The sequence below is a fragment of the Methyloterricola oryzae genome, assembly GCF_000934725.1.
In the GTDB taxonomy this organism is placed as follows: domain Bacteria; phylum Pseudomonadota; class Gammaproteobacteria; order Methylococcales; family Methylococcaceae; genus Methyloterricola; species Methyloterricola oryzae.
Genome location: NZ_JYNS01000015.1, coordinates 70,649 through 91,103 on the forward strand (window position 1 = coordinate 70,649; position 20,455 = coordinate 91,103).

A 20,455-nucleotide genomic window follows, 5' to 3' on the forward strand; every position below is an offset into this window, starting at 1 on the left:
CATGAATCACCGCAGCCCGCGCAACCACCCCGGCCGACGCCTGCCGAGGGGCGGTGCCGCGGGCTGTCTCGCGGGCATCCTGTTGATTTCGGGCTGTGCGCACCCGTTGTCCCCCTCGGATCCGGCAGCCGCTGCGGGCGGCACAGCGACGCCTGCGGCCACTCTGCCCCCCCTGCCCCATGAGGACTCCTTTGCCTACTTTCGCGAATACGGGCGATTGCAGGCGCGCACCGTCTGGTGCCAGTCAAGAGGCGAGCCGGTGCAACGCACGCCCGGCGCAAAACCGGCCTACACGGGTTACGAGCAAGTCCATGCATATGCTCAGCGGCGGGCGGAACAGGTACACGACGATTTCTTCAAGGGCCGCTTCAACCGTTCCCGCGCGCGCCTCCCGGAAAACATCGAACAATGGCGTTCGCAGCCGGACATCGCCAATCCCGGCCCCGACCTGGCCAACTTCCCCAACAGCGCGTTCACCCTGCCCAAGGGCCGTGCCTATGTGGAACTGTCACCCTTCACCTACTACAGCAACAGCCAGGACACACCGGCCCAATACAATGCCGAATTCCTGCTGCGCTACGGAATCAACGACGATGTGGAACTGCGCTTGTTCGGCAATGGCGTCAGTTGGCAGGGCGGTCAGGATTCCACCTGGGGCTTCTCCCCCCTGGCCTTCGACACCAAGATCCAGCTCTGGACCGAAAAGCCGGATTACTTCCTGCCCGCGGCCGGATTCGAGGCCTATATCCAGACCCAGTGGCTGGGCAGCGCCGCCTTCAACGGCGGCACGCAACCTTCGTTCACCTTTAACTTCGATCAGTCACTGCCCTTCGACATCGACTTGGAGTACAACCTGGGCGTCACCCGCGTGCGCGATGCCCTCGGCAACGACGATTGGGAATTCAGCTTCCAGTGGGGCTTGCAGCGCGACCTCTTCAACAAGGATTTCGCCATCTTCGTTCATGGCTTCTACAACGCCATGACCCTGCCGCGCCTGCCCAACGCCCAAAACCCGACCGCCAATCAGAGCGAGAAGCTGACCCAGAATGCGGTCGGCGCCGGCTTCCTGTGGACCGTCAACCAGCGCCTGGCGGTCTATGCGCAGACCAGCGGCGGCACCAACCGCCACACCCCGTCCATCCTCAGCATGGTGGGGCTGGCACTGGCGTTCTGAGGCGCCGCCGAGCGCAGGGCGTGTAAGGCGGAGCGGCTAATGCTGGTGCCGCAGCCGTGGCCGTGTATGACGCCACGCTGGCTCGGGCACAAGGTAATTCCTGCTGGTCCCTTCTCTTCACGCGACTCCGTTACCCGCATTCGAACCAAAGCCCAGTAGGCACCCCCTGCGCCAAGCGAATGGGAGTGCAAGACGACTCTCCACCACCTCCGACTACCGTTTCTTGCACTGCAGTTCGTCGGTATTGCCTGTGTCCGTGTTCAGCCAGCTGAGCTTCAGCTCGTTGCCCTTCTCCTCGAGGCTGACATTCTGTCCCTCGTAGTGTCCGTCGTCGGGGACGCCCACGCGCCACAGGGTCACGGTGCGATCGCCACGCTCCAAGCGAATCGTGGGCGGATCCGTCTCGAAGAAATTCGCCACGACCTCATTCGCCGGATTGTTCTGACAGGCATACGAAACCGTCTTCGGTGGCATAAGCCTCCAGACCGATTGCAACTCCGAGGTGCGGAGGCGGTACTGGGCTTCAACACAGCCCTTTAAGCTGTCGACGGTCCAGGTCGCGGTGATCCAGGTCTTTTCCTTTGCTTTCCAGCAATCGTTACGGCCCTTCACCCAACCCCGCTGTTCGGCTCGCAGTTGCGCCGCCAGCTTGCCGCTGGCCTTGGCCGAAGCGGCCTTGTAGACCTTGTCGAGTTTCTGATCGAGCGCCGCCAGGGAAGCGTCGCTGCAGAGCAGCTTCTCCACCTCCCCCTGCGCCTTTGCACAGTTGAAGGTCGGCTTCTCCGCCAGAGCAACTGCCGGGATGCCTGCGGAGCAAGCAAACAAGACAGGTACAACAACCCACCACCCATGTTTCATTTCGGCTTTCCTCATGTTGTCATTTGAAAGGCAGCCACATGTTACTGCCTGAGCTTCCAGAAATCCCACTCCGCGAGGGTGCCGCGAATTCATGGCTTGGTAATGGAAAGCCCGAATATCCGGCATAGGATGCGCGGGCACAGGTGGCGAGGTTGGGGTCCCTGGCATTAGCTTGAATAGGATGTGCCGACGAAGGAGTCGCATCAACCCAGATAAAAGAGCCGGTTCCCACACAGAGCATGGGAACCAGGCAAGAGAGTTCGGGATTTGCAGCCCGTAGGCCGCGCCGAGCATCGCAGCTTGCAGACGGAAACAGCCCGAAGGGGCGCATCAGGGACGAGGCGCGTCTATCGAGGGGCAGGAGCCCCTTCGATAGACCCCGGCTGGAAGCGAGAAGCGCAGGGAGTAAGCGGCCTCCGGGTCGCCTTTTCTTTGGGTCCTTTCTTTTGGCGACGCAAAAGAAAGGACCTCGCCCCCGGTGCGAAAACCGGAATCAAATAACGTCGCGGAGCGACACATGCAATCACACATCTACCGATGCGCCTCCTTCGTCGGCACATCCTATGCGGGCTGCCGACTCCCGGAGAAAGCGAGAAAAGAACGTCGCAGAGCGACGCATTCGGAACCCCATTCCCGCTGACGTATTTGTTATGGCGAAAAGGTTCGGATTGCCATTTCCAAAATGTGCCAAGCAACGAAAAAAACTGCGCCTGCGATCAGCAATCGGAATTGCCATATTCCAAAAAATTGGGCCCTTTTTATATTGCTATCTAGAGCAGAACGGACACCACGCATCGCCGCAGCCAATAATTCGGGATGATCTGGCTGCTCGGAGTGAACGCCGTTCTGCAACTGAAGCAGAGAGTAATTTGCCATTATGGATGTCTGTACCCAAAGCAAATTTCTACAACCGAAGTAGAAACTAAGTCCCCATAGAAGCACGGCTATTCCGAGCGGGATCATCGGCAAACTCATTTTGGTGCTAGCCGTTTACTGTAATGCGAACCCGACAGCGGCCCCGGCCGCCCCAAGCAAAAAGTAGGTGTACTTTTCTTGCCCGGTTCGATGCTGGCTATGTAATTCTTTCAGAGCATCGTTTGACATAGTCTCCTACGAGCCCATAACAAATATTTAATCGGACCTTTTTATCCTCCCCAACTGGAAGAGAAAAAGAAAGCCGTGACACCTTCACCCAAATACTAATCCGCACTTCACCCCATCTGCGCCTGAATCGCCGTTATGGCGATGGTATTGACGATATCCGGCACCAGGGCGCCGCGACTGAGGTCGTTGATGGGTTTTTTCAAACCCTGCAGCACTGGGCCGATGGCGATGGCGTCGGCAGCGCGCTGCACTGCCTTGTAGGCGTTATTGCCGGCACTGAGGTCTGGAAAAATGAAGACGTTGGCGCGCCCCGCCACCAGGCTGCCGGGAGCCTTGAGCTTGGCCACGTCGGCGTCGATGGCGGCGTCGTACTGCAAAGGACCTTCCACCAGCAAGTCAGGCCGGCGCTGGCGCACCAGGGCGGTGGCGGCCCGCACCTTGTCCACGTCCGGCCCCTGCCCCGATTCGCCCGTGGAATAGGAGAGCATGGCGACGCGCGGCGCGATGCCGAAGGCCTCGGCGGTCTGCGCCGAGCTGATGGCGATGTCCGCCAGTTGCTCCGCCGTGGGGTCCGGATTGATGGCGCAGTCGCCGTAGACCAGCACCCGGTCGTCCAGGCACATGAAGAACACGCTGGAAACGATGGAGATGCCGGGCAGGGTCTTGACGAACTCCAGGGCCGGGCGGATGGTGGCGGCGGTGGTGTGGGTGGCGCCGGAGACCATGCCGTCCGCCTGGCCCAGGTAGGCCATCATGGTGCCGAAGTAGTTGGGGTCGCCCAGCAGGTCGTGGGCCATCTCGCGGGTGATCCCCTTGTGCTGGCGCAGTTGAAAGTACTGCTCGGCGAAAGGCGCGCGCTGCTCGGACTGCAGCGGGTCGATGATGGGCACCTCGCCCAGGTTCAGGCCCAGGGAGGCGATCTTGCGCCGCACATCGTCCACCTCGCCCAGCAGGGTGATGTGGCAGATCTCCCGCAGCACAGCCATTTCCGCCGCCCGCAGCACCCGCTCGTCGGTACCCTCGGGCAGCACGATGTGGCGCTTCTGGCGCTTGGCGCGCTGCATCAGGTCGTATTGGAACATGAGCGGCGTGACACGCTCGGACTTGTCCAGGCTCACCCGCTCGGTCAGTTCCGGGATGCGCATGTGCGCTTCCACCAAGCCCAGGGCCGCCGCGATCTTGCGCCGGTCCTCGGCGCCGATGCGCGATTCCACCGCGTGCACCTGAATGGCGGTGGTGAAGGTGTCGCTGGGCACGCTGAGAATGGGTATGCTGGTGATGCCCAGCCCCGCCAACATCCCCTGGATCTGCGGCGCCGGCTGCAGGTCGCCGGTGAGCACCAGGCCGGCAATGTGCGGGTAGCGGCCGGACAGCCCCGCCGCCAGGGCGCCGAGGATGATGTCGGAACGGTCGCCGGGCACGATGACCAGGCTGCCGTCCTCCAGATGATCGAGGAAGTGGGGCAGCTCCATGGCCGCCACCTTGATGCCGGTGACGCCGCCGGCCAGCAACTCGTCACTGCCGCTGACGATCTCCGCCTGGATGGCCCCAGCGATCTCGCGCACCGTGGGCCGCTCCAGGCGCGGGTCTTCCGGCACCACATAGCAGGGGTAGTCGCCTGGCAGGGCGCGGCTCAACTCCTTCTCCAGGGATTGCAGCGCCTCCGGCTCCGCCCGGTTCACCACCACCGCCAGCACCTCGCAATGGTGATCCCGCAGGGTATTCACCAGCACCTGGGTGGCTTCCAGGGTGTCCGCCAGCGGGCGCTCGCAGCCCTTGATCACCGCCACGGCGGGCAACCCCAGATGATTGGCCATTTCCATGTTGAATTCCAACTCGAACACCGCCGAGGCATCGCGGTAGTCGGTGCCGGCGCAGACCACGAAATCGCACTGGTCGGCCAGGCGCATGTAGCGGTCCAGCACCTGCCCGTACAGGTCCTCGGAACGCCCCGCCGCCATCAAAAGGCGAGCGGTTTCGTAGCTGCAGCCGGCCATGTCCGCGACCGGAAACGGCAGTTGATAGCGCGAGGCCATGAGGCCCAGCAGCGCGTCGGTCTCCCCCTCCTTGACGATGGGCCGGAAGAAGCCGACGCGGCAACGCCCGGCAAGGTAGTCCATCAGCCCCAGGGCGATGACGGTCTTGCCGCTCTGGGGCGCGGCGCTGGTGATGTAGATGCCTTTGGTCACTGGGAATTCTCGTCCTGAAGGGGCGCGGCAGGGTCCACGCCGTCACGGTTCAATAACGCTCTTCGATCCAGCGCCGATTGGCGATGCTGGCGACGTCGTCGTAGGCGTGTTTCATGTCGCGCTTGGGCAGTTTGACCTTCTTCTTCGGCAGATGCTCATAGGGAATCTGCTTGAGCAAATGGGCAATCAGGTTGAGGCGCGCCCGCTTCTTGTCGTCCGAGCGCACGATGTGCCAGGGTGCCTGCTCGCTGTCGGTGGCCGCCAGCATCTCATCCCGCGCCTTGGAATACTCAAACCAGCGCTCGCGCGAGGGCAGATCCATGGTGGAGAGCTTCCATTGCCGCACCGGGTCGTCGATGCGCGCGCGGAAGCGCCGTTCCTGTTCCGCGTCGCCCACTTCCAGCCAGTACTTGAGAAGGATGATGCCGCTTTCGACGATCTGCTTCTCGACGAAGGGGCAAAGTTCCATGAAGCGGGAAACGTGCTGCTCGCTGCAGAAACCCATGACCCGTTCCACTCCGGCGCGGTTATACCAGCTGCGGTCGAAGATCACGACTTCACCTGCCGCGGGGAAATGGGCCATGTAGCGCTGGATATACATCTGCGATTTCTCGCGGTCGGAGGGCGCCGGCAGGGCCACGATCTTGAACACCCGCGGACTGACCCGCTCGGTGATGGCCTTGATAGTGCCGCCCTTGCCGGCGGCGTCGCGACCTTCGAAGACCAGGATCACGCGTTGTCCGGTGGCCTTCACCCACTCCTGCACGGCGCACAGCTCCGCCTGCAGCTTGCGCAGCTCCTTCTCGTATTCCTTGCGCTTGAGCTTCTCCCGCGCCTCAGCCACGGCGGCTACTTTCTTGCTAGGTGACTTTTTCTCGCGGTCTTTCTTCATGGCACGTTTCCTCCGAAAACTGAAACCGGCGCGGCGCCAGAGGCACCGCTACTTTCATCGCGCGCCGTCTGCTGCGCCCGAAACCTGCGGTGTCGCGGCCCGCTGCGAGTCCCGCTCCAGCGCCGACTCCACCGCCGAGCGCACGCTCAGGAAAATGTTATCCGTTCCGAGCTTCTCGGCCACACCCAGGGCCTGCCCGAACTTGCGCATATACAGCTTGGGGCGGGCGATCACCAGTTGGACGCCCCGCTCTTCCAGCGCCGCGTGCACATCCCGCAGGGCCAGCGCGCCGGTGCTATCCAGTTGGCTCACGCTCTCGGCGTTGAAGATGAACCACCGCGGCGGCAAGGCGCTGCCATCCACCAGGGAGAGCACGCGCGCCTTGAAGTACTCGGCGTTGAAGAACAGCAGGGGCGCGTCGAAGCGGTAGATGATGATGCCCGGCAGCGGGCTGGAATCCTCCGCCAGGTTCAGGTCGTTGTAGCCTTCAAGGCCGGGCACCCGCCCCATCAAGGTGTCGGGCGGGCGGTAGATCTTGATGAGGACGTTCAGCAGCGCCATCAGGATGGCGATCACCACCCCGGGCAGCACTCCGATGGCGAGCACGCCCACCGTGGTCACCAGGGACAGGGTGAACTCGAAATGGTCGATTCCGCGCAGGCGCTGCACGCTGGCCAGGTCCAGCAGGCCCCAGGCGGAGAAGATGAGCACCGCCGCGAGAGCCGGGATCGGCAGGTAGCCGAGAGGCCCGGCCAGGAACAGGGCGACGCCGGCGGTGGCCAGTGCGGCTGTGACCGACACCAACTGGGTCTTGCCGCCGCTGGCATCGTTCACCGCCGTGCGCGAATCGGCCCCGGTGACGGCGAAGCCGCCGAACAGGCCGGAGAAGATATTGGCCAGGCCGATGGCGCGCATCTCCTGGTCGGCGTCGATGCTGTAGCGGTTGCGCTCGGCGAAGCTGCGGGCGGTGAGCATGCCGCTGGTGAAGCTGACGATGACCAGCCCCACCGCATTCATGAAGATGCCCTGGACGCCCTGGTAGCCGATGCCCGGCAGGGCGAAGGCGGGCAGGCCGGAAGGCACCTCGCCTACCCGCTTCACCTGCTCCGGATCGGGGCCGGCCAGGTAGACCCCGATGCCCGCGATCAGCAAGGCGATCAAGGCCATGGGCGAGCGCGGCGCGAAGCGCTTGAGCAGAATCAGGATCAGCAGGGTCGCGAGTCCTACGGCCAGGCTGGGCAATTCCGCCTCGGCATGGCGCCGGGCCAGCTCCAGCAGGGACGGTCCGAAGTCGCGGTGCTGCACCACGATGCCCAAGAGCTTGCCCAACTGCCCGACGATGATGCTGAGGGCGATGCCGTTGAGGAAGCCAATAAGGATGGGCCGGGCGAAGAAATTGACGATGAAGCCCAGGCGGGTCATACCGCCAATCACCATCAAGAGACCGGCGGTGATCGCCAGGGCCGCCGATAGCCGTAGGTAATAGGCGCCATCGCCGTGCGCCAGGGGCATCAGCAGGGCAGCCAGCATGGCGCAGGTAGCCGCGTCGGGCCCCAGGACCAGTTGGCGGGAGGAACCGAACAGGGCGTACACCAGCACCGGCAGCATGCTGGCGTAGAGGCCGGTCTCGGGCGGAAAGCCGGCCAGGTTGGCATAGGCAATCGCGGTGGGTATCTGCACGGCGGTCACCGACAGCCCCGCAATCACGTCCCGCGCCAGCCACTCCCTCCGATAGACGCGCAGGTCCCGCAGCAGCGGGAGCCAGTCGCCGAGCATGCCCTACCCCCCGCGGCGGTCGATCAGCAACCGCCGCTGGCCTGTTCGTTCTTCAGGGCCTGATCGGAGATCTCCTTGTATAGGTGCACGGCCTTCGCGAAGATATCCTGGTATTCCGGGTGGCGGTCCACCATGGGCCGCACTTCCTCGGCGCGCTTGAACAGCTTCTCCAGGAACTCGATGTCCCAGTGGTCCAGCTTCTCGCCGCGATCGACCCGCTCCTTGATCTCCAGGGCCTTGGGCACCGTCTCCGAGGCCAGCCGCTCCAGCAGGGTGATGGCAACGCCCAGTTCTTTGTTTTCGTCGGTCATGTCGTTCTCCTTGGGTCAGAGGCTGTGGATCAAATTCAAAGGTAACGGGCGGCGCTCTTCCACATGTCCGGCGCCTCCGGGATATCGCAGCGGGCGATGCGCCCCAACAGGATGATACGGGTCACTCCGCTGCCGGAGTAGAGTTCCGTCAGGTTCAGGTCATGGGCCGCCGTCGAGGTGGATTCCGCCACCCGGATGCCTCGGGAATCCAGGCGCAGGCGCAGTTCACGCGCCGCCAGCCAATCGGAGGGCTGGCCGAACACCTCCAGCAGGCATTCCAGGGATTCTTCCAGGCCCAGTTGGTCGCTGCGGAACTCGCCGTATTCCGCGTCGATGCGCTCGATCTCCGCCTCCAGGCTGGCGGCGTCCGGATGCTCGCCGTTGGCCTCCTTGAGCATGGGCCCCAGCCCGAAATCACCGGCGTGCAGGGCATCCAGCTTTTGTTTGAGGAGACGGCGCTGGCGGTCCAGTTCGCGCCGGCTGCTGCGGGCCTCCATCAAGCGTTCCAGCGCCCGCTCCACCAGGAAGTCGAAGGCCCTGATCTTAAGCTGGCGGCGGCTGTCCGGGTCGCTGCCGGCCGGCCCGATGTAGCGGTGGCCGGTGAAGTTCACCGCCACTTGCAGCACATCTTTGCGCACCCGGTCGCCATCCAACTCCATGCCGAGCACCTGGCGCTCCTCCCGCGCCATGGTGAGCAGGCCGAAGACCTCATCCGGCGGTGGCCCGCTGACGCTTTTGAGAAAATCCCGCAGCATGCGGAACTTGCCGAACACCTCGCTCATGTGCTCGGCGGAGACGAAGAACGATTTCAGCCGCGGGTCCTCGCCATAATGCCTCGGGCCTATGGGGGCCGGCTCGGGCAAGCGCTCCACCAGGGCGATGACATGCTCGATGGCGCCGGCCACCGGATCGCGCAAATGCTTGCGGTAAGCGGGCAGCGCGCGGATGCGCGGGTCGGTGCCGGCCAGCAGGCGTTCGATGCCCTTGTCGATCAGGGCCTCGTCGATGCCAGTGGCGGACTCCTGTGGGGAGTTGAAAAGGGAACTGAGAAAACGCAGCATGCTCGTGTCGTCGGAATCATCGGGCGACGGTCAATCCCAGGACGCGCGCCGTGTGTGCCGCGATCATGCCTTCCTCGTTGGCTGGAATCATCAGCACTTTCACGCGGCTGCCCGGCGCCTGCAACTGGGTGCCATGCCCCTCATTGGTGGCCATGTCCATTTCGACCCCCAACCAGCGACACAGTTCGCCTACCCGCGCTCGCACCGGAGCCGCATGCTCGCCGATGCCGCCGGTGAACACCAGGCAGTCCAGGCCGCCCAGGGCCGCGGCCAGGGAACCGATCTCGCGGGCAATGCGGTAACAGAAATATTCCACCGCCTCGCCCGCCTCGGGCCGGTCGCTGTCCAGCAGATCGCGCATGTCCGAGCTGATGCCGGAGAGCCCCAGCAGCCCCGAGCGCTTGTACAGCAGATCGTGCAACTGCTTCGCCTCCATGCCTTCCTCCATGAGCAGGTGCAGCAGCACACCGGGGTCGACCGCGCCGCTGCGGGTGCCCATGGGGATGCCGTCCAGGGCGGTGAAGGACATGGTGCTGGCCACGGACCGGCCATCCCGGATGGCGCAAAGGCTCGCCCCGTTGCCCAAATGACAGACCACCGTGCATCCCGAAGCCGCGGCGGCATCCAGTTCCGGCAGGCGCTGGGCGATGTATTCGTAGGACAGGCCATGAAAACCGTAGCGGCGGATGCCGCGCGCCTCCAGTTCCCGCGGCAGGGCGAACAGGCGCTCGATGCGGGTCTGGCTGGCGTGGAAGGCCGTGTCGAAGCAGGCCACTTGCGGCAGCTGCGAGAAGCGCTCCGCGATGAAGCGGATGGGTGCCAGATTATGCGGCTGATGCAAAGGCGCCAATGGCACCAGGGCCTCGATTTCGGAAAGCACCTGCGCATCCACGCGCAGCGGCTGCACCAGTTTGTCGCCGCCATGGACGACCCGGTGACCCACCGCGGCGGGCGTAAATTCCGGATGTTCCTGCTTGAGCCACTGGAACAACCAGGTGAGCGCCTCGCCATGACTCCCGGCGGCCAGCGGACTCTGTAAAAGCTGCGCCCCGCCCGCGTCCTTGACGGTGATGCGCGGGCCCGATTCCACGGCGGGGCCGAGGCGGTCGGCCAGGGCGGTCAGCAGCGTGCGCCCATCGCGCAACAGGGAAAACTTGAGGGTGGCCGAACCGCAGTTTACGACGGCGATCAGGGGGGATTCAGACACGTAGATCTCCAGACAGAAAGCCGCCGCCAGGCCAGGCCGGGCGGCGGGTCAAGATGATGAATGCGAGACGCTCCCACGCGGAGCATGGGAGCGAGGACACTGTGAGACGCCCCCGTTACTGGTTCCCATGCTCCGCGTGGGAACCAGCCTGACTCAGGCGCTCCACGCCTGAGCCCTCGCCGCGACGCCCCCGCCCTTAGTACGGCCAGCGCCAGGCGACGATCTCCGGCATGTCGATACCATGCTCGTAGGCGTAGCGGCGGCAGGCCAGTTGCTGGTTGCGGAACTTCTCCTTGGCGTGGGCGCCTGCCACCGCGATGCGGGGCACGCGGTCGATGACGTCGATGGCCAGGCTGAAGCGGTCGATCTGGTTGTTGATGGCCAGTTCCAGGGGCGTGTTGATATTGCCCTTTTCCTTGTAGCCGCGCACATGCATGTTGGCGTGATTGGTGCGGCGGTAGGCCAGGCGATGGATCAGCCAGGGATAGCCGTGGAAGTTGAAGATGATGGGCTTGTCCACGGTGAACAGGCTGTCGAAGTCGCGCTTGCTCAGGCCGTGGGGATGCTCGTTGTCCGGCTGCAGCTTGAACAGGTCCACCACGTTGATGAAGCGGATCTTCAGGTCCGGGAACTCCTCCCGCAGCATGGCGACGGCGGCCAGCGCCTCCAGGGTGGGAATGTCGCCCGCCGAAGCCATGACCACGTCCGGCTCCTGGCCCTGGTCATTGCAGGCCCAGTCCCAGATGCCGATGCCCTTCGAGCAGTGGGTGATCGCCGCGTCCATGTCCATGTACTGCAGGTGCATCTGCTTGTCGCAGACGATGACGTTGACGTAGTTCTCGCTGCGCAGGCAGTGGTTGGCCACGGACAGCAGGCTGTTGACATCCGGCGGCAGGTAGATGCGCGTCACCTCGGCGCTCTTGTTCACCACCACGTCGAGGAAACCCGGGTCCTGATGGGTGAAGCCGTTGTGGTCCTGCCGCCACACCGTGGAGGTGATCAGCAGGTTGAGGGAGGCTATCTCCTCGCGCCAGGACAGCTCGTTGCAGATGGAGAGCCATTTGGCGTGCTGGTTGAACATGGAGTCGATCACATGCACGAAGGACTCGTAAGTGGAGAAAAACCCGTGCCTTCCGGTGAGCAGATAACCTTCCAGCATGCCCTCCATGGTGTGCTCGCTGAGCATCTCCATGACGCGGCCGTCCGTCGCCATCTCGGTGCCGTCGCTGTCCTCGGGGAAATACTCTGCGATCCAGAACTTCTTGCTGACCTCGTATACCGCCTGCAGCTTGTTGGAGGTGTTCTCGTCCGGACCGAACACGCGGAAATTGTTCATGTTCGCCTTCATGATGTCACGCAGGAAGACGCCCAGGGGCTTGGTGTTCTCCGCCTCGATCTGACCCGGCTTGGGCAGGCTGAGACCGTATTGGCGGAAGTCCGGCATGCGCAGGGCCTTCTTCAGCACGCCGCCATTGGCATGGGGATTGGAGCCCATGCGGCGGTTGCCCTTTGGGGATAGTTCGCGCAGTTCCGCCGACGGCGCGCCATCGGCGTCGAACAGCTCCTTGGGCTTGTAGCTGAGCATCCAGTCTTCCAGCAGCTTGAGGTGGGCCGGGTTCTTCTGCACATCGGCGATGGGCACCTGATGGGCGCGCCAGAAGCCTTCCACCTTGTGGCCATCGATGGTGCCGGGTGCGGTCCAGCCCTTGGGACTGCGCAGCACGATCATGGGCCAGCGCGGCCGGTGCGCCACGCCCTTGCTGCGAGCCTCGCTCTGGGCCGCCCTTATGGCGCTGATGCAGCGGTCCAGAGTCGCCGCCATGGCCTGGTGCATGGAGGCCGGGTCCGAGCCCTCGACGAAATAGGGCGTGTAGCCGTACCCCTTGAACAGGTCCTCCAACTCCTCATGGCTGATGCGCGCCAGCAGGGTCGGATTATTGATCTTGTAGCCGTTCAGGTTGAGGATCGGCAGCACCGCGCCGTCGCGGATCGGGTTCAGGAACTTGCTGATGTGCCAGGAGGTGGCCAACGGGCCGGTCTCCGCCTCGCCGTCGCCCACCACCGCCGCGACGATCAGCTCCGGATTGTCGAAAGCCGCGCCGCAGGCATGGGACAGCACATAACCCAGTTCACCGCCCTCGTGGATGGAACCCGGGGTCTCCGGCGTGCAATGGCTGCCGATGCCGCCGGGGAAGGAAAACTGCTTGAAGAAGCGCAACAGGCCTTCCTCGTCCAGGCTCTTGTCCGGATAGGTGTCGGAATAGGAGCCTTCCAGATACACCGGCGCCAGAACGCCCGGCGCGCCATGGCCGGGGCCGGCCATGAAGATCATGTCCAGGTCATCGCGGCAGATGACGCGGTTGAGATGGGTGTAGGCGAAGGACAGGGCCGGGCTGGCGCCCCAGTGCCCCAGCAGGCGGTTCTTGATGTGCTCCGGCTTCAAGGGCACCCGCAGCAGCGGGTTGTCCCGCAGGTAGATCATGCCCAAGGCCAGGTAGTTGCAGGCCCGCCAGAAAGCGTCGATCTTGCGCAGTTCCTCGGAGCTGAGCGGCGCTTCCTGCACGGTGGCGCGGGCGGGGCCGAAACTGCTGATCGCGGTGAGGGATGACTCCGTGTTGGTGCTCATTGCATTACTCCTTCATGTGTGAAATCGGGGCCGCGCCCAGGGTTTGGGCGATCGGCGGCCAGGATCGGCGCGAGAAATGAAGCGTGGCCCACAGGCGGCCGCATGCGGCGTGATGGTATTGACGCGTCTCCGACATGTGACGCCGTGGCCAATGCGCTCACGACTCAGCGTCATCCGTTGAATGGGAGGAACCCGGTCTGGCCCGGTTCCAGCGAACCCGAGGCATCGTATTCATAGGGATTTAACGCCCCTTTGCCGGGGCCGTCAACTCAGGAACCGCGTAGGAAATCCCGAGTCTCGCCCGGCCGGCGTAGGCTTCCGTTCGAAGCCCGCGGTTGAGCCCGCTCACCCGCCCGCTTATCATCTGCTAAGGCAGGAGAGATCAGTCGCTTAAAGACCGGCCCCCGCCCGTCGATCGCTATAAACTTAGCCTATTCATTTGACCGCAGGGTGACAGGCCCATGAGCCTCAGCGAAAAGTTTGCAGGATTTGAGCGTTTCAGTACCGACTGGCGGCGGCTGTTCGGTCGCGGCCTGACCCAGTTGCTGATCGGCGTGGCCCTGACCATCGCCTCGGCCTTTAATCCCGACGGCTCCCTCATGCACGCCGGCGAATTCTCCTGGCTGCCCATGGCGGCCTTCGTCATCCTCTTCGTCGGGCTGCTGGAATGCCTGGACGCCATCATCGCCAAGGAACTGCGGGATTTCTTCCTGCACCTGCAGAACGGCGTGCTGGATGTGGTGGTGGCCCTGCTCATCGTCTTCAGCATCAGCGGCAACCCGGACCGCCTGAGCCTCTTGCTGGTGGCCTACCTGCTGGTCAAAGCCATCATCCGCATCATCCTGATCTACGCCACCCGACTGACCCAGCGCACTTCGGCGGTGGCGGGCTCGGCGGTTTCCATCCTCCTCGGCCTGCTCATGTGGGCGCAATGGCCCAGCTCGGAGGCCTGGTTCCTGGCCTTCTGCCTGAGTGCCGACATCGGCCTGCGCGGCTGGTCGCTGATGATGTTCGGCCTCTGGCTGCGCGAGCAGAAGCCGGCCGCATGAGCCAGTCCGGCCCACGCCCGCCCCCCGCCCACCTTCAGCTGTCATGCCCATGAATGCCATGAGTCCCCTGCCCCAGCGTACCCGCATCGTCGCCACCATCGGCCCCGCCAGCAACTCGCCCGAGGTCATCCGGCAGATGATGCTTGCGGGCATGAACGTGGCGCGGCTGAACTTCTCCCACGGCAGCTACGAGGAGCACGCCCAGCGGGTGCAGATGCTGCGCGGGGTGGCCGACGAACTGGACCTGCCCCTGGGCCTGCTGCAGGACCTGCAGGGCCCGAAGGTGCGCGTGGGCACCCTGCCCGGCGAAGGCATCACGCTGATCGAAGGCGCGAGCCTCACCCTGCTGCCCGAGGCTGAGTACCGCGGAGCGGCCGGCACCGTCGGCATCGACTACCCCCATTTGGCGGAGGAAGCGCAGGCCGGCACCCAGATCCTGCTGGATGACGGCCTGCTGGAACTGGCGGTGGAAGCGGTCGCGGGACCGGGGCTGCGTTGCCGCGTGGTCGCCGGCGGCCTGCTGAAATCCCGCAAGGGCGTGAACCTGCCGAGCCTGGACCTGCGCCTGCCCTCACTCACCGAGAAGGACAAGCGCGACCTGGAATTCGGCGTGCAGCAGGGCGTGGACTTCGTTTCCCTGAGCTTCGTGCGCCGGCCCGAGGACATTCACGAGCTCAAGTCCCTGCTGGCCCACTGGGGCGCCGCCGACATGCCTGTGCTCGCCAAGATCGAAAAGCCCCAGGCCATCGCCCGGCTGGAAGCCATCGTCAACGCCTGCGACGCCATCATGGTGGCGCGCGGCGACCTGGGCGTGGAAATGAGCCCGGAGAAAGTGCCCCTGATCCAGAAGCGCATCATCCGTTTGTGCAACCGCAAGAAGATCCCGGTCATCACCGCCACCCAGATGCTGGACAGCATGACCCACAACCCCAGGCCCACCCGCGCCGAGGCCAGCGACGTGGCCAACGCGGTGATGGATGGCACCGATGCGGTGATGCTCTCCGGCGAATCCGCCGTGGGCGAATACCCGGTGGAATCGGTGCGCATGCTGGCGCGCATCGCGGCGGACGTGGAACCCGAGCGCCCCGTCGTCAACTACGAGCCGGACGGCGGCGACGACACTCAGGCCATCAGCGAGGCCATCGCGGCGGTGGACAAGGTGCTGAACCTGCGCGCCATCGTGGCCTTCACCGAAACCGGCCGCACCGCCAAGCTGGTCGCCGAAGAAAGGCCGCGGGTGCCGGTCATCGCCCTCACCCCACACCTCAAGGTCTATCGCCGCCTGACCCTGGTCTGGGGCGTACGGCCCGTGCTGCTGCCCAGGCCCATCGCCACCTCGGAGGAACTGCTGCGGGAAGTGGAGGCCAGCCTGCTGGCCCGCCGCTTCGCCGCCCCCGGGGACAAGATACTCATCGTCGGCGGCTTGCCCATGGGGCATTCCGGCGGCACCAATTTCCTCAAGATCCACACCTTGGCCCAGCCTGACTGAGATCCGCGCGCTGGCCATCAAGAAGGAGAAGTGCTGATGGACTCTTGCCTGGTTTCACGGCGCGACCCGGAACTACGCGCCACCATCGTCTCCCGCACCCCCCTCCTCTATGCGGAAGGCGCCGATCACCGCGCCGACCGCCCCGCCCATGTGCGCGCCGGTTCCAGCCTGAGCTGGTTCAATCAGCGCCTGGCGGTGGTGCAGGACGACGCCAACTTCATCGCGCTGATCGACCCGCCGTCCGGGCATGTGGAAGCCCTCACCCTGCCCCGGGGCCACGAAGGCCTGCGCCAGTTCGACGACTTGCGCGGCAACAAGCGCCACAAACTGGACCTGGAGGCCTGCCTGACCGTGCCCGGGTGCGGCGGGGAGTCGTTACTGGTACTGGCCTCCGGTTCGAAAAAGCAGCGTGATGCGGTGGTGCGGGTGGATAGCGACGGTCGCTTGCGCCTGCAACGGGCCCCCGAACTCTACCGGCGCCTGCGCAAGACCGAGGCATTCGCCGGCAGCCAGCTCAATCTGGAGGGCGCGATCTACCGCGATGGCTCCGTGCGCCTGTTCAATCGCGGCAATGGCGAGGCACGGGACGGACTGCAGCCAGTCAATGCCATCTGCGATCTGGACTGGGAGGAACTAAAGGACTATCTGGACGACCCCGACGAAAAACGGGTGCCGAAACCCGGCGGGATACGCCGCTACGACCTCGGGAATCTGCGCGGCGTGCGCCTGACCTTCACCGACGCCACGGTCTCGACCCAGGGCCTTTTGTACGTGGCTTCCGCCGAGAATACCGAGGACGCCGTGAGCGACGGTCCGGTGGCTGGTTCGGCCGTGGGCCTTTTGGGCGATGACGGGGAAGCTCGCTGGACGGCCCTGTGCGAAGCGAACGGCAGCCTAAGCGCCGCCAAGGTGGAAGGCATCTGCACCGGGGCCGGCGCGGGGGAAATTTACCTCACCGTGGATGCCGACGACCCCGCCCAACCCTCCGAACTGCTGAAGGTCGCCCTGACCGGGCCCTGGGACTGACGCCCCGCGGCCGTAATCAGTCCTTGGGCATCAACGGGATGGACGCGCCCAGGTCCACGTCCTCGGCGGCATTGGCCACGCTCTCAACCTGCGCGAAACGCACGGCGATGCGGTTGGAAAGGGCCTTCGCGATCTTCTTGTAATAGCTCTCCAGCAGACTGTTCCGCGCACGCCGCAGTTCAAAGGCGGTCTTGCCCAACTGCCCGGCCTTGGCTTCCGACATGGACTCGAAGTTGGCCGCGTAGTCCTCGATCAGCTTCATCCGGCGATCGGACAGCTTGGTCAGTTCCGCCTCGTACTGGTGGTAGATGGACCAGAACTTCGCTGCCTCCTGCTCGCTCAAATTCATGGACTCCTTCACGAACTCGCGCTTCTCCATGCGCATGCTGGCGCGGAACAGCTTGAAGCTCTCCTCCTCGTCCGGTGCGGCTTTCGACGCTTCCCCCCAAGACAGACTTCCCGATGCCGCGATCACGGCAGCCAAGCCCCACGCGATCATTCGCCTCTTCATGCTGATTCCCCCTTGTTTGAATCCTTTGTCCTACCCGAACCGGCCCGCCGACACTATCACACCTCCCCTGAGGGATCGCAACGTGTAGCGCTCGCAATCGACACGCACCCTCCCCACCGCGCAGTTTCTCCAGAGTTAACCCCTCCAGCAGGCGGCAACCCTAAGAAAGTTTACCGTCAAAATTATACCTAGCTAATACCCCGATAGCAGATTACTTGAAAACCGCTCCGTAAAAAGTAACGGCTACGCCCGTGAATTTATCTCAACTCAAAAAATGCCAGACTACTATCCTCTTTGTCATGGTATTTAAGCAACCACTAAATACCTCAGTAACTCTGCCATTCACAGTATATTTTTTAGTATTTTTCCGTATCTCATCAGAGTTTTTCTATGGGTAATTCTGGACTTGCCGCAGAGTTGTCTTGCACCAACCTTCAGGGGTCGAATTATCACCCCGCTAGGAGTCAGCAATGAAGAGCAGAAATATGATAGCCGCTCTCGTATTCCTATCGAGTCCACTTGCCACACCGAATGCGGAGGCAGCGGTTTCGGTTCGATTACTCGAGCAAAGTACGGAATCAACGGTGCTTGAAGTACAGGTGGATGACCCCAAACTGGAGGTCGTCGATACACCGGCCGGAAAATTCGAACGCTTCTCACAGGCTGAGTTGTCGCAGGGCGGAGTCATTGGCGAAAGCCCGGGAGGCGCCGAATTGCCGGTCATAGGCTTTCCGCTTGCTTTGCCCATCGACCTCAAATCGGCCGCCGTCGAGGTGACACCCCAGGGTGATACCTCCAGTATGGAAGCGCGGATTTATCCGGCTCAACCGCCTGAAACAGCCTCCTCGAAAAATCCTGAGTTACCCAAATTCGAATTCAATCAGGATTTATATCAGCGAGGCCTTTTCAGACCCGGCCAGTCCCTGCAGAGCAAGGCTATTTTCAAGGGCGATGCCAATGTGGAGAGCTTCCGCTTCTCTCCCTATGGGTATGAACCGCTCAAAGGACTGCTCACATGGAACAGGACCTATCTGATCAAGATCATCCATACCGGTGGCCGCTGTTTCTTCGTGGACCATCTGGCCAACCCTGAAAGCGCTCGCCTGATGGATGGCATAGACCAGAAGATTCAGAACCTCCCAATCCCCGCGCTCTCCTATACCTTGAACCGGGAATTTGCTCTCAAGCAATTCTGTCCGCCGCTTGAAATACCTCCCATCATTACGGGAGACCGATTCATCATCGTTACCCATCCGAACCTGCTTGCAGCCGCCAATACCCTGGCCACGCACAAGATCGCCCAGGGCATCTCCACTCTGGTGGTCAGTACCAGCACCATCGCGCCACCGCCCTTCGTGTCGGCATCGGCCACGCAGATTCGAAACTGGCTGGCGAACTATTACAACACCCACCTGATCAAGCCCAAGTGGGTCTTGTTCCTGGGCGATGCCGAGTTCGTACCCACCCACTACGACACGAACAATTCCTCGGACAGCGCGAAGAATGCCAGTGACATCTGGTATGGACAGTTCCTCGCGGGCATGACAGCCGAATCCATACCGCCCTTCGGCATCGGCAGGATACCCGTGGACACGCTGGCCCAGGCCAACACGGTCGTGAGCAAGGTCATCGCCTTCGAGACGGCTCCACCCGCGAATGCCCTGTTCGGCCAGGATTTCTACAGCCGACTGACCTTCGCCTCCTATTTCCAAGGCAGCGGCATTACCGATCAACGCTGGTTCGCGGAGACCTCCGAGATCATCCGGAATCACCTGCTCGGCCTGGGGTACTCGGTGCGTCGCATCTATGCCGCCAGTGCCTCCTCGGACCCGCAATTCTGGCGCGGCGGCGGGGCGATTCCAGCAGACCTGCGCAAGCCCGGTTTTGCCTGGAACGGCACGGCCGCGGATATCGCCGCCGCGGTCAACCAGGGAACGGTGCTGCTCTACCATCGGGATCACGGATGGTGGGACGGCTGGGGCGATCCTTCCTTCGGGATCCCCAACCTGGCCGCGATTTCCGTCACCAATAATCAGTTTCCCGTGGTGTTCAGCATCAACTGCGCCAGCGGCATCTTCGATGGCGAGACCGTGGATCTGCCCGCCAATATCGTCGGCAGCGGCTACGGCGCGGGCGTTGGCACCTGGTGGTCCGAAGCCTTCCTGCGCAAGGCCGACGGCGCCTTGGCGATCATCGGCGACACCCGCTCGAGCAGCACGATCGACAACAACCATTTGACCTTCGGCCTGTTCGACGCGGTGTTTCCCGGATTGATCCCCGGCTACGGCAGCGCAACGCCAGTGCTGCGCCTGGGAGACACCCTGAATCGCGCCAGAGCCTATATCGCCGGTGTGGATTCGGGCAGCGCGCCCAATTTCCACCCCCTGGACACGGGCGGAAGTCGGCCGGGCGTCCAGGGACTGCGCCAGGAATTGAATCTCTACAATCTCCTGGGCGATCCCACGGTCAAACTCCGCGTCAGTCCGCCCTGGAAGTTTCCGAACATCGACATCCTGGTGGAGAAGGGCATCGCCCACCTGAAGATTCCCCCGGTGTGCCTGACCTGCCCGCCTGAACTGAAGCCCGAGTGGATCACCGCCGTCGCGCTGGACCCAACCTCGGGACGGATCATCGGCCGCGGCCTGATCGACGACACCGGCGTGGGCAGCATCGACCTGCATGGCTTCCAGGGCAACTTCGTGGTGAGGGCGGCTTCGCCCGACGGCGCCGCGGGTCAAGCCGCCCTGGTGGAAGAGGATGACGACGGCGATGGCGTGTTCGACAGCAATGACAATTGCCTGAAGGCCAAGAACCCCGATCAGTTGGACGGGGATTCGGACGGCTTCGGCAATGCCTGCGATGCGGACTTCAACAACGACCGTTTCGTCAACAGCCTCGATCTGGCCCTGCTACGCCAAAAGTTCGGTACCCGCGAAGCCACCATGGGTGTCGACATCAATGGCGACGGGATCGTCAACAGCATTGATCTGGCGCGCTTCCGTCAGATGTTTGGCGCGCCGCCGGGGCCCTCCGCCTGGATCGTGGGCAGCGCTCGCTGAGGTCGACGAACCAGCGAACCGCAAAGCCTTTTGTGGCTCCCGCGGCACAGGGAAGCGCCGCCGAAATCCGCGGCCCAAAACCGTTGATTTTGACCGTCGGCGCGGACTCCTGCCCGCCGGCGG

14 protein-coding genes are annotated in these 20,455 nt (G+C 63.5%); 5 read left to right on the forward strand and 9 right to left on the reverse strand.

Translation table 11 applies throughout. From position 1 onward, the window contains the following. Position 1: 1 nt before the first annotated feature. A complete protein-coding gene (locus tag EK23_RS16995) occupies positions 2-1,174 on the forward strand; it encodes a transporter (protein ID WP_082054292.1) in 1,173 nt (390 codons plus the stop codon). Between the two features lie 213 nt (positions 1,175-1,387). Here EK23_RS16995 and EK23_RS17000 read toward each other — a convergent pair whose 3' ends face one another. The 8 genes from EK23_RS17000 to EK23_RS17040 all read right to left on the reverse strand — a co-directional run bounded on the left by EK23_RS17000 (position 1,388) and on the right by EK23_RS17040 (position 13,198). Beyond that, on the reverse strand, positions 1,388-2,032 hold the full coding sequence (locus tag EK23_RS17000) for a lysozyme inhibitor LprI family protein (protein WP_045226579.1): 645 nt from the start codon (positions 2,030-2,032) through the stop codon (positions 1,388-1,390). Between the two features lie 1,211 nt (positions 2,033-3,243). After that, the gene (pta, locus tag EK23_RS17010) at positions 3,244-5,325 is read right to left on the reverse strand and encodes a phosphate acetyltransferase (protein ID WP_045226581.1); all 2,082 of its coding nucleotides are present in this window, start codon (positions 5,323-5,325) and stop codon (positions 3,244-3,246) included. Positions 5,326-5,374: 49 nt separating this feature from the next. After that, complete coding sequence (ppk2, locus tag EK23_RS17015; RefSeq protein ID WP_052808288.1) at positions 5,375-6,217, reverse strand: polyphosphate kinase 2; 843 nt, start codon at positions 6,215-6,217, stop codon at positions 5,375-5,377. Between the two features lie 54 nt (positions 6,218-6,271). After that, positions 6,272-7,993, reverse strand: a complete 1,722-nt coding sequence (locus EK23_RS17020) for a SulP family inorganic anion transporter (protein ID WP_045226582.1) — start codon at positions 7,991-7,993, stop codon at positions 6,272-6,274. A gap of 23 nt (positions 7,994-8,016) precedes the next feature. After that, positions 8,017-8,304, reverse strand: a complete 288-nt coding sequence (locus tag EK23_RS17025) for a hypothetical protein (protein WP_045226583.1) — start codon at positions 8,302-8,304, stop codon at positions 8,017-8,019. Between the two features lie 35 nt (positions 8,305-8,339). Then, positions 8,340-9,365: a hypothetical protein gene (locus EK23_RS17030; RefSeq protein ID WP_045226584.1), complete on the reverse strand. Its 1,026-nt coding sequence runs from the start codon at positions 9,363-9,365 to the stop codon at positions 8,340-8,342. Between the two features lie 16 nt (positions 9,366-9,381). Beyond that, positions 9,382-10,572: an acetate/propionate family kinase gene (locus tag EK23_RS17035; RefSeq protein ID WP_045226585.1), complete on the reverse strand. Its 1,191-nt coding sequence runs from the start codon at positions 10,570-10,572 to the stop codon at positions 9,382-9,384. A gap of 196 nt (positions 10,573-10,768) precedes the next feature. Further along, on the reverse strand, positions 10,769-13,198 hold the full coding sequence (locus EK23_RS17040; RefSeq protein WP_045226586.1) for a phosphoketolase family protein: 2,430 nt from the start codon (positions 13,196-13,198) through the stop codon (positions 10,769-10,771). 461 nt (positions 13,199-13,659) lie between these two features. Between EK23_RS17040 and EK23_RS17045 the strand changes: the two genes are divergently transcribed. The 3 genes from EK23_RS17045 to EK23_RS17055 are packed head-to-tail and all read left to right on the forward strand — an operon-like array spanning position 13,660 to position 16,762. Continuing rightward, positions 13,660-14,247: a hypothetical protein gene (locus EK23_RS17045; RefSeq protein ID WP_045226587.1), complete on the forward strand. Its 588-nt coding sequence runs from the start codon at positions 13,660-13,662 to the stop codon at positions 14,245-14,247. Positions 14,248-14,305: 58 nt separating this feature from the next. Further along, the gene (gene pyk, locus EK23_RS17050) at positions 14,306-15,736 is read left to right on the forward strand and encodes a pyruvate kinase (RefSeq protein WP_045226588.1); all 1,431 of its coding nucleotides are present in this window, start codon (positions 14,306-14,308) and stop codon (positions 15,734-15,736) included. Positions 15,737-15,772: 36 nt separating this feature from the next. Beyond that, positions 15,773-16,762: a DUF6929 family protein gene (locus tag EK23_RS17055; protein WP_045226589.1), complete on the forward strand. Its 990-nt coding sequence runs from the start codon at positions 15,773-15,775 to the stop codon at positions 16,760-16,762. 16 nt (positions 16,763-16,778) lie between these two features. Here the strand turns inward: EK23_RS17055 and EK23_RS17060 are convergent, their stop codons facing one another. Continuing rightward, complete coding sequence (locus tag EK23_RS17060) at positions 16,779-17,273, reverse strand: hypothetical protein (protein WP_145998716.1); 495 nt, start codon at positions 17,271-17,273, stop codon at positions 16,779-16,781. A gap of 584 nt (positions 17,274-17,857) precedes the next feature. Here EK23_RS17060 and EK23_RS17065 point away from each other — a divergent pair. Beyond that, on the forward strand, positions 17,858-20,332 hold the full coding sequence (locus EK23_RS17065) for a C25 family cysteine peptidase (RefSeq protein WP_158002535.1): 2,475 nt from the start codon (positions 17,858-17,860) through the stop codon (positions 20,330-20,332). The last annotated feature ends 123 nt before the right edge of the window (positions 20,333-20,455 follow it).

What these genes read in the sequence shown, in the direction of transcription:
- pyk (WP_045226588.1), top strand. Translation starts at nt 14,306, where the DNA reads ATGAGTCCCCTGCCCCAGCGTACCCGCATCGTCGCCACCATCGGCCCC.
- EK23_RS17040 (WP_045226586.1), bottom strand. Translation starts at nt 13,198, where the DNA reads ATGAGCACCAACACGGAGTCATCCCTCACCGCGATCAGCAGTTTCGGC.
- EK23_RS17020 (WP_045226582.1), bottom strand. Translation starts at nt 7,993, where the DNA reads ATGCTCGGCGACTGGCTCCCGCTGCTGCGGGACCTGCGCGTCTATCGG.
- EK23_RS17000 (WP_045226579.1), bottom strand. Translation starts at nt 2,032, where the DNA reads ATGAAACATGGGTGGTGGGTTGTTGTACCTGTCTTGTTTGCTTGCTCC.
- EK23_RS17045 (WP_045226587.1), top strand. Translation starts at nt 13,660, where the DNA reads ATGAGCCTCAGCGAAAAGTTTGCAGGATTTGAGCGTTTCAGTACCGAC.
- EK23_RS17025 (WP_045226583.1), bottom strand. Translation starts at nt 8,304, where the DNA reads ATGACCGACGAAAACAAAGAACTGGGCGTTGCCATCACCCTGCTGGAG.
- EK23_RS17055 (WP_045226589.1), top strand. Translation starts at nt 15,773, where the DNA reads ATGGACTCTTGCCTGGTTTCACGGCGCGACCCGGAACTACGCGCCACC.
- EK23_RS17030 (WP_045226584.1), bottom strand. Translation starts at nt 9,365, where the DNA reads ATGCTGCGTTTTCTCAGTTCCCTTTTCAACTCCCCACAGGAGTCCGCC.
- ppk2 (WP_052808288.1), bottom strand. Translation starts at nt 6,217, where the DNA reads ATGAAGAAAGACCGCGAGAAAAAGTCACCTAGCAAGAAAGTAGCCGCC.
- EK23_RS16995 (WP_082054292.1), top strand. Translation starts at nt 2, where the DNA reads ATGAATCACCGCAGCCCGCGCAACCACCCCGGCCGACGCCTGCCGAGG.
- EK23_RS17060 (WP_145998716.1), bottom strand. Translation starts at nt 17,273, where the DNA reads ATGAAGAGGCGAATGATCGCGTGGGGCTTGGCTGCCGTGATCGCGGCA.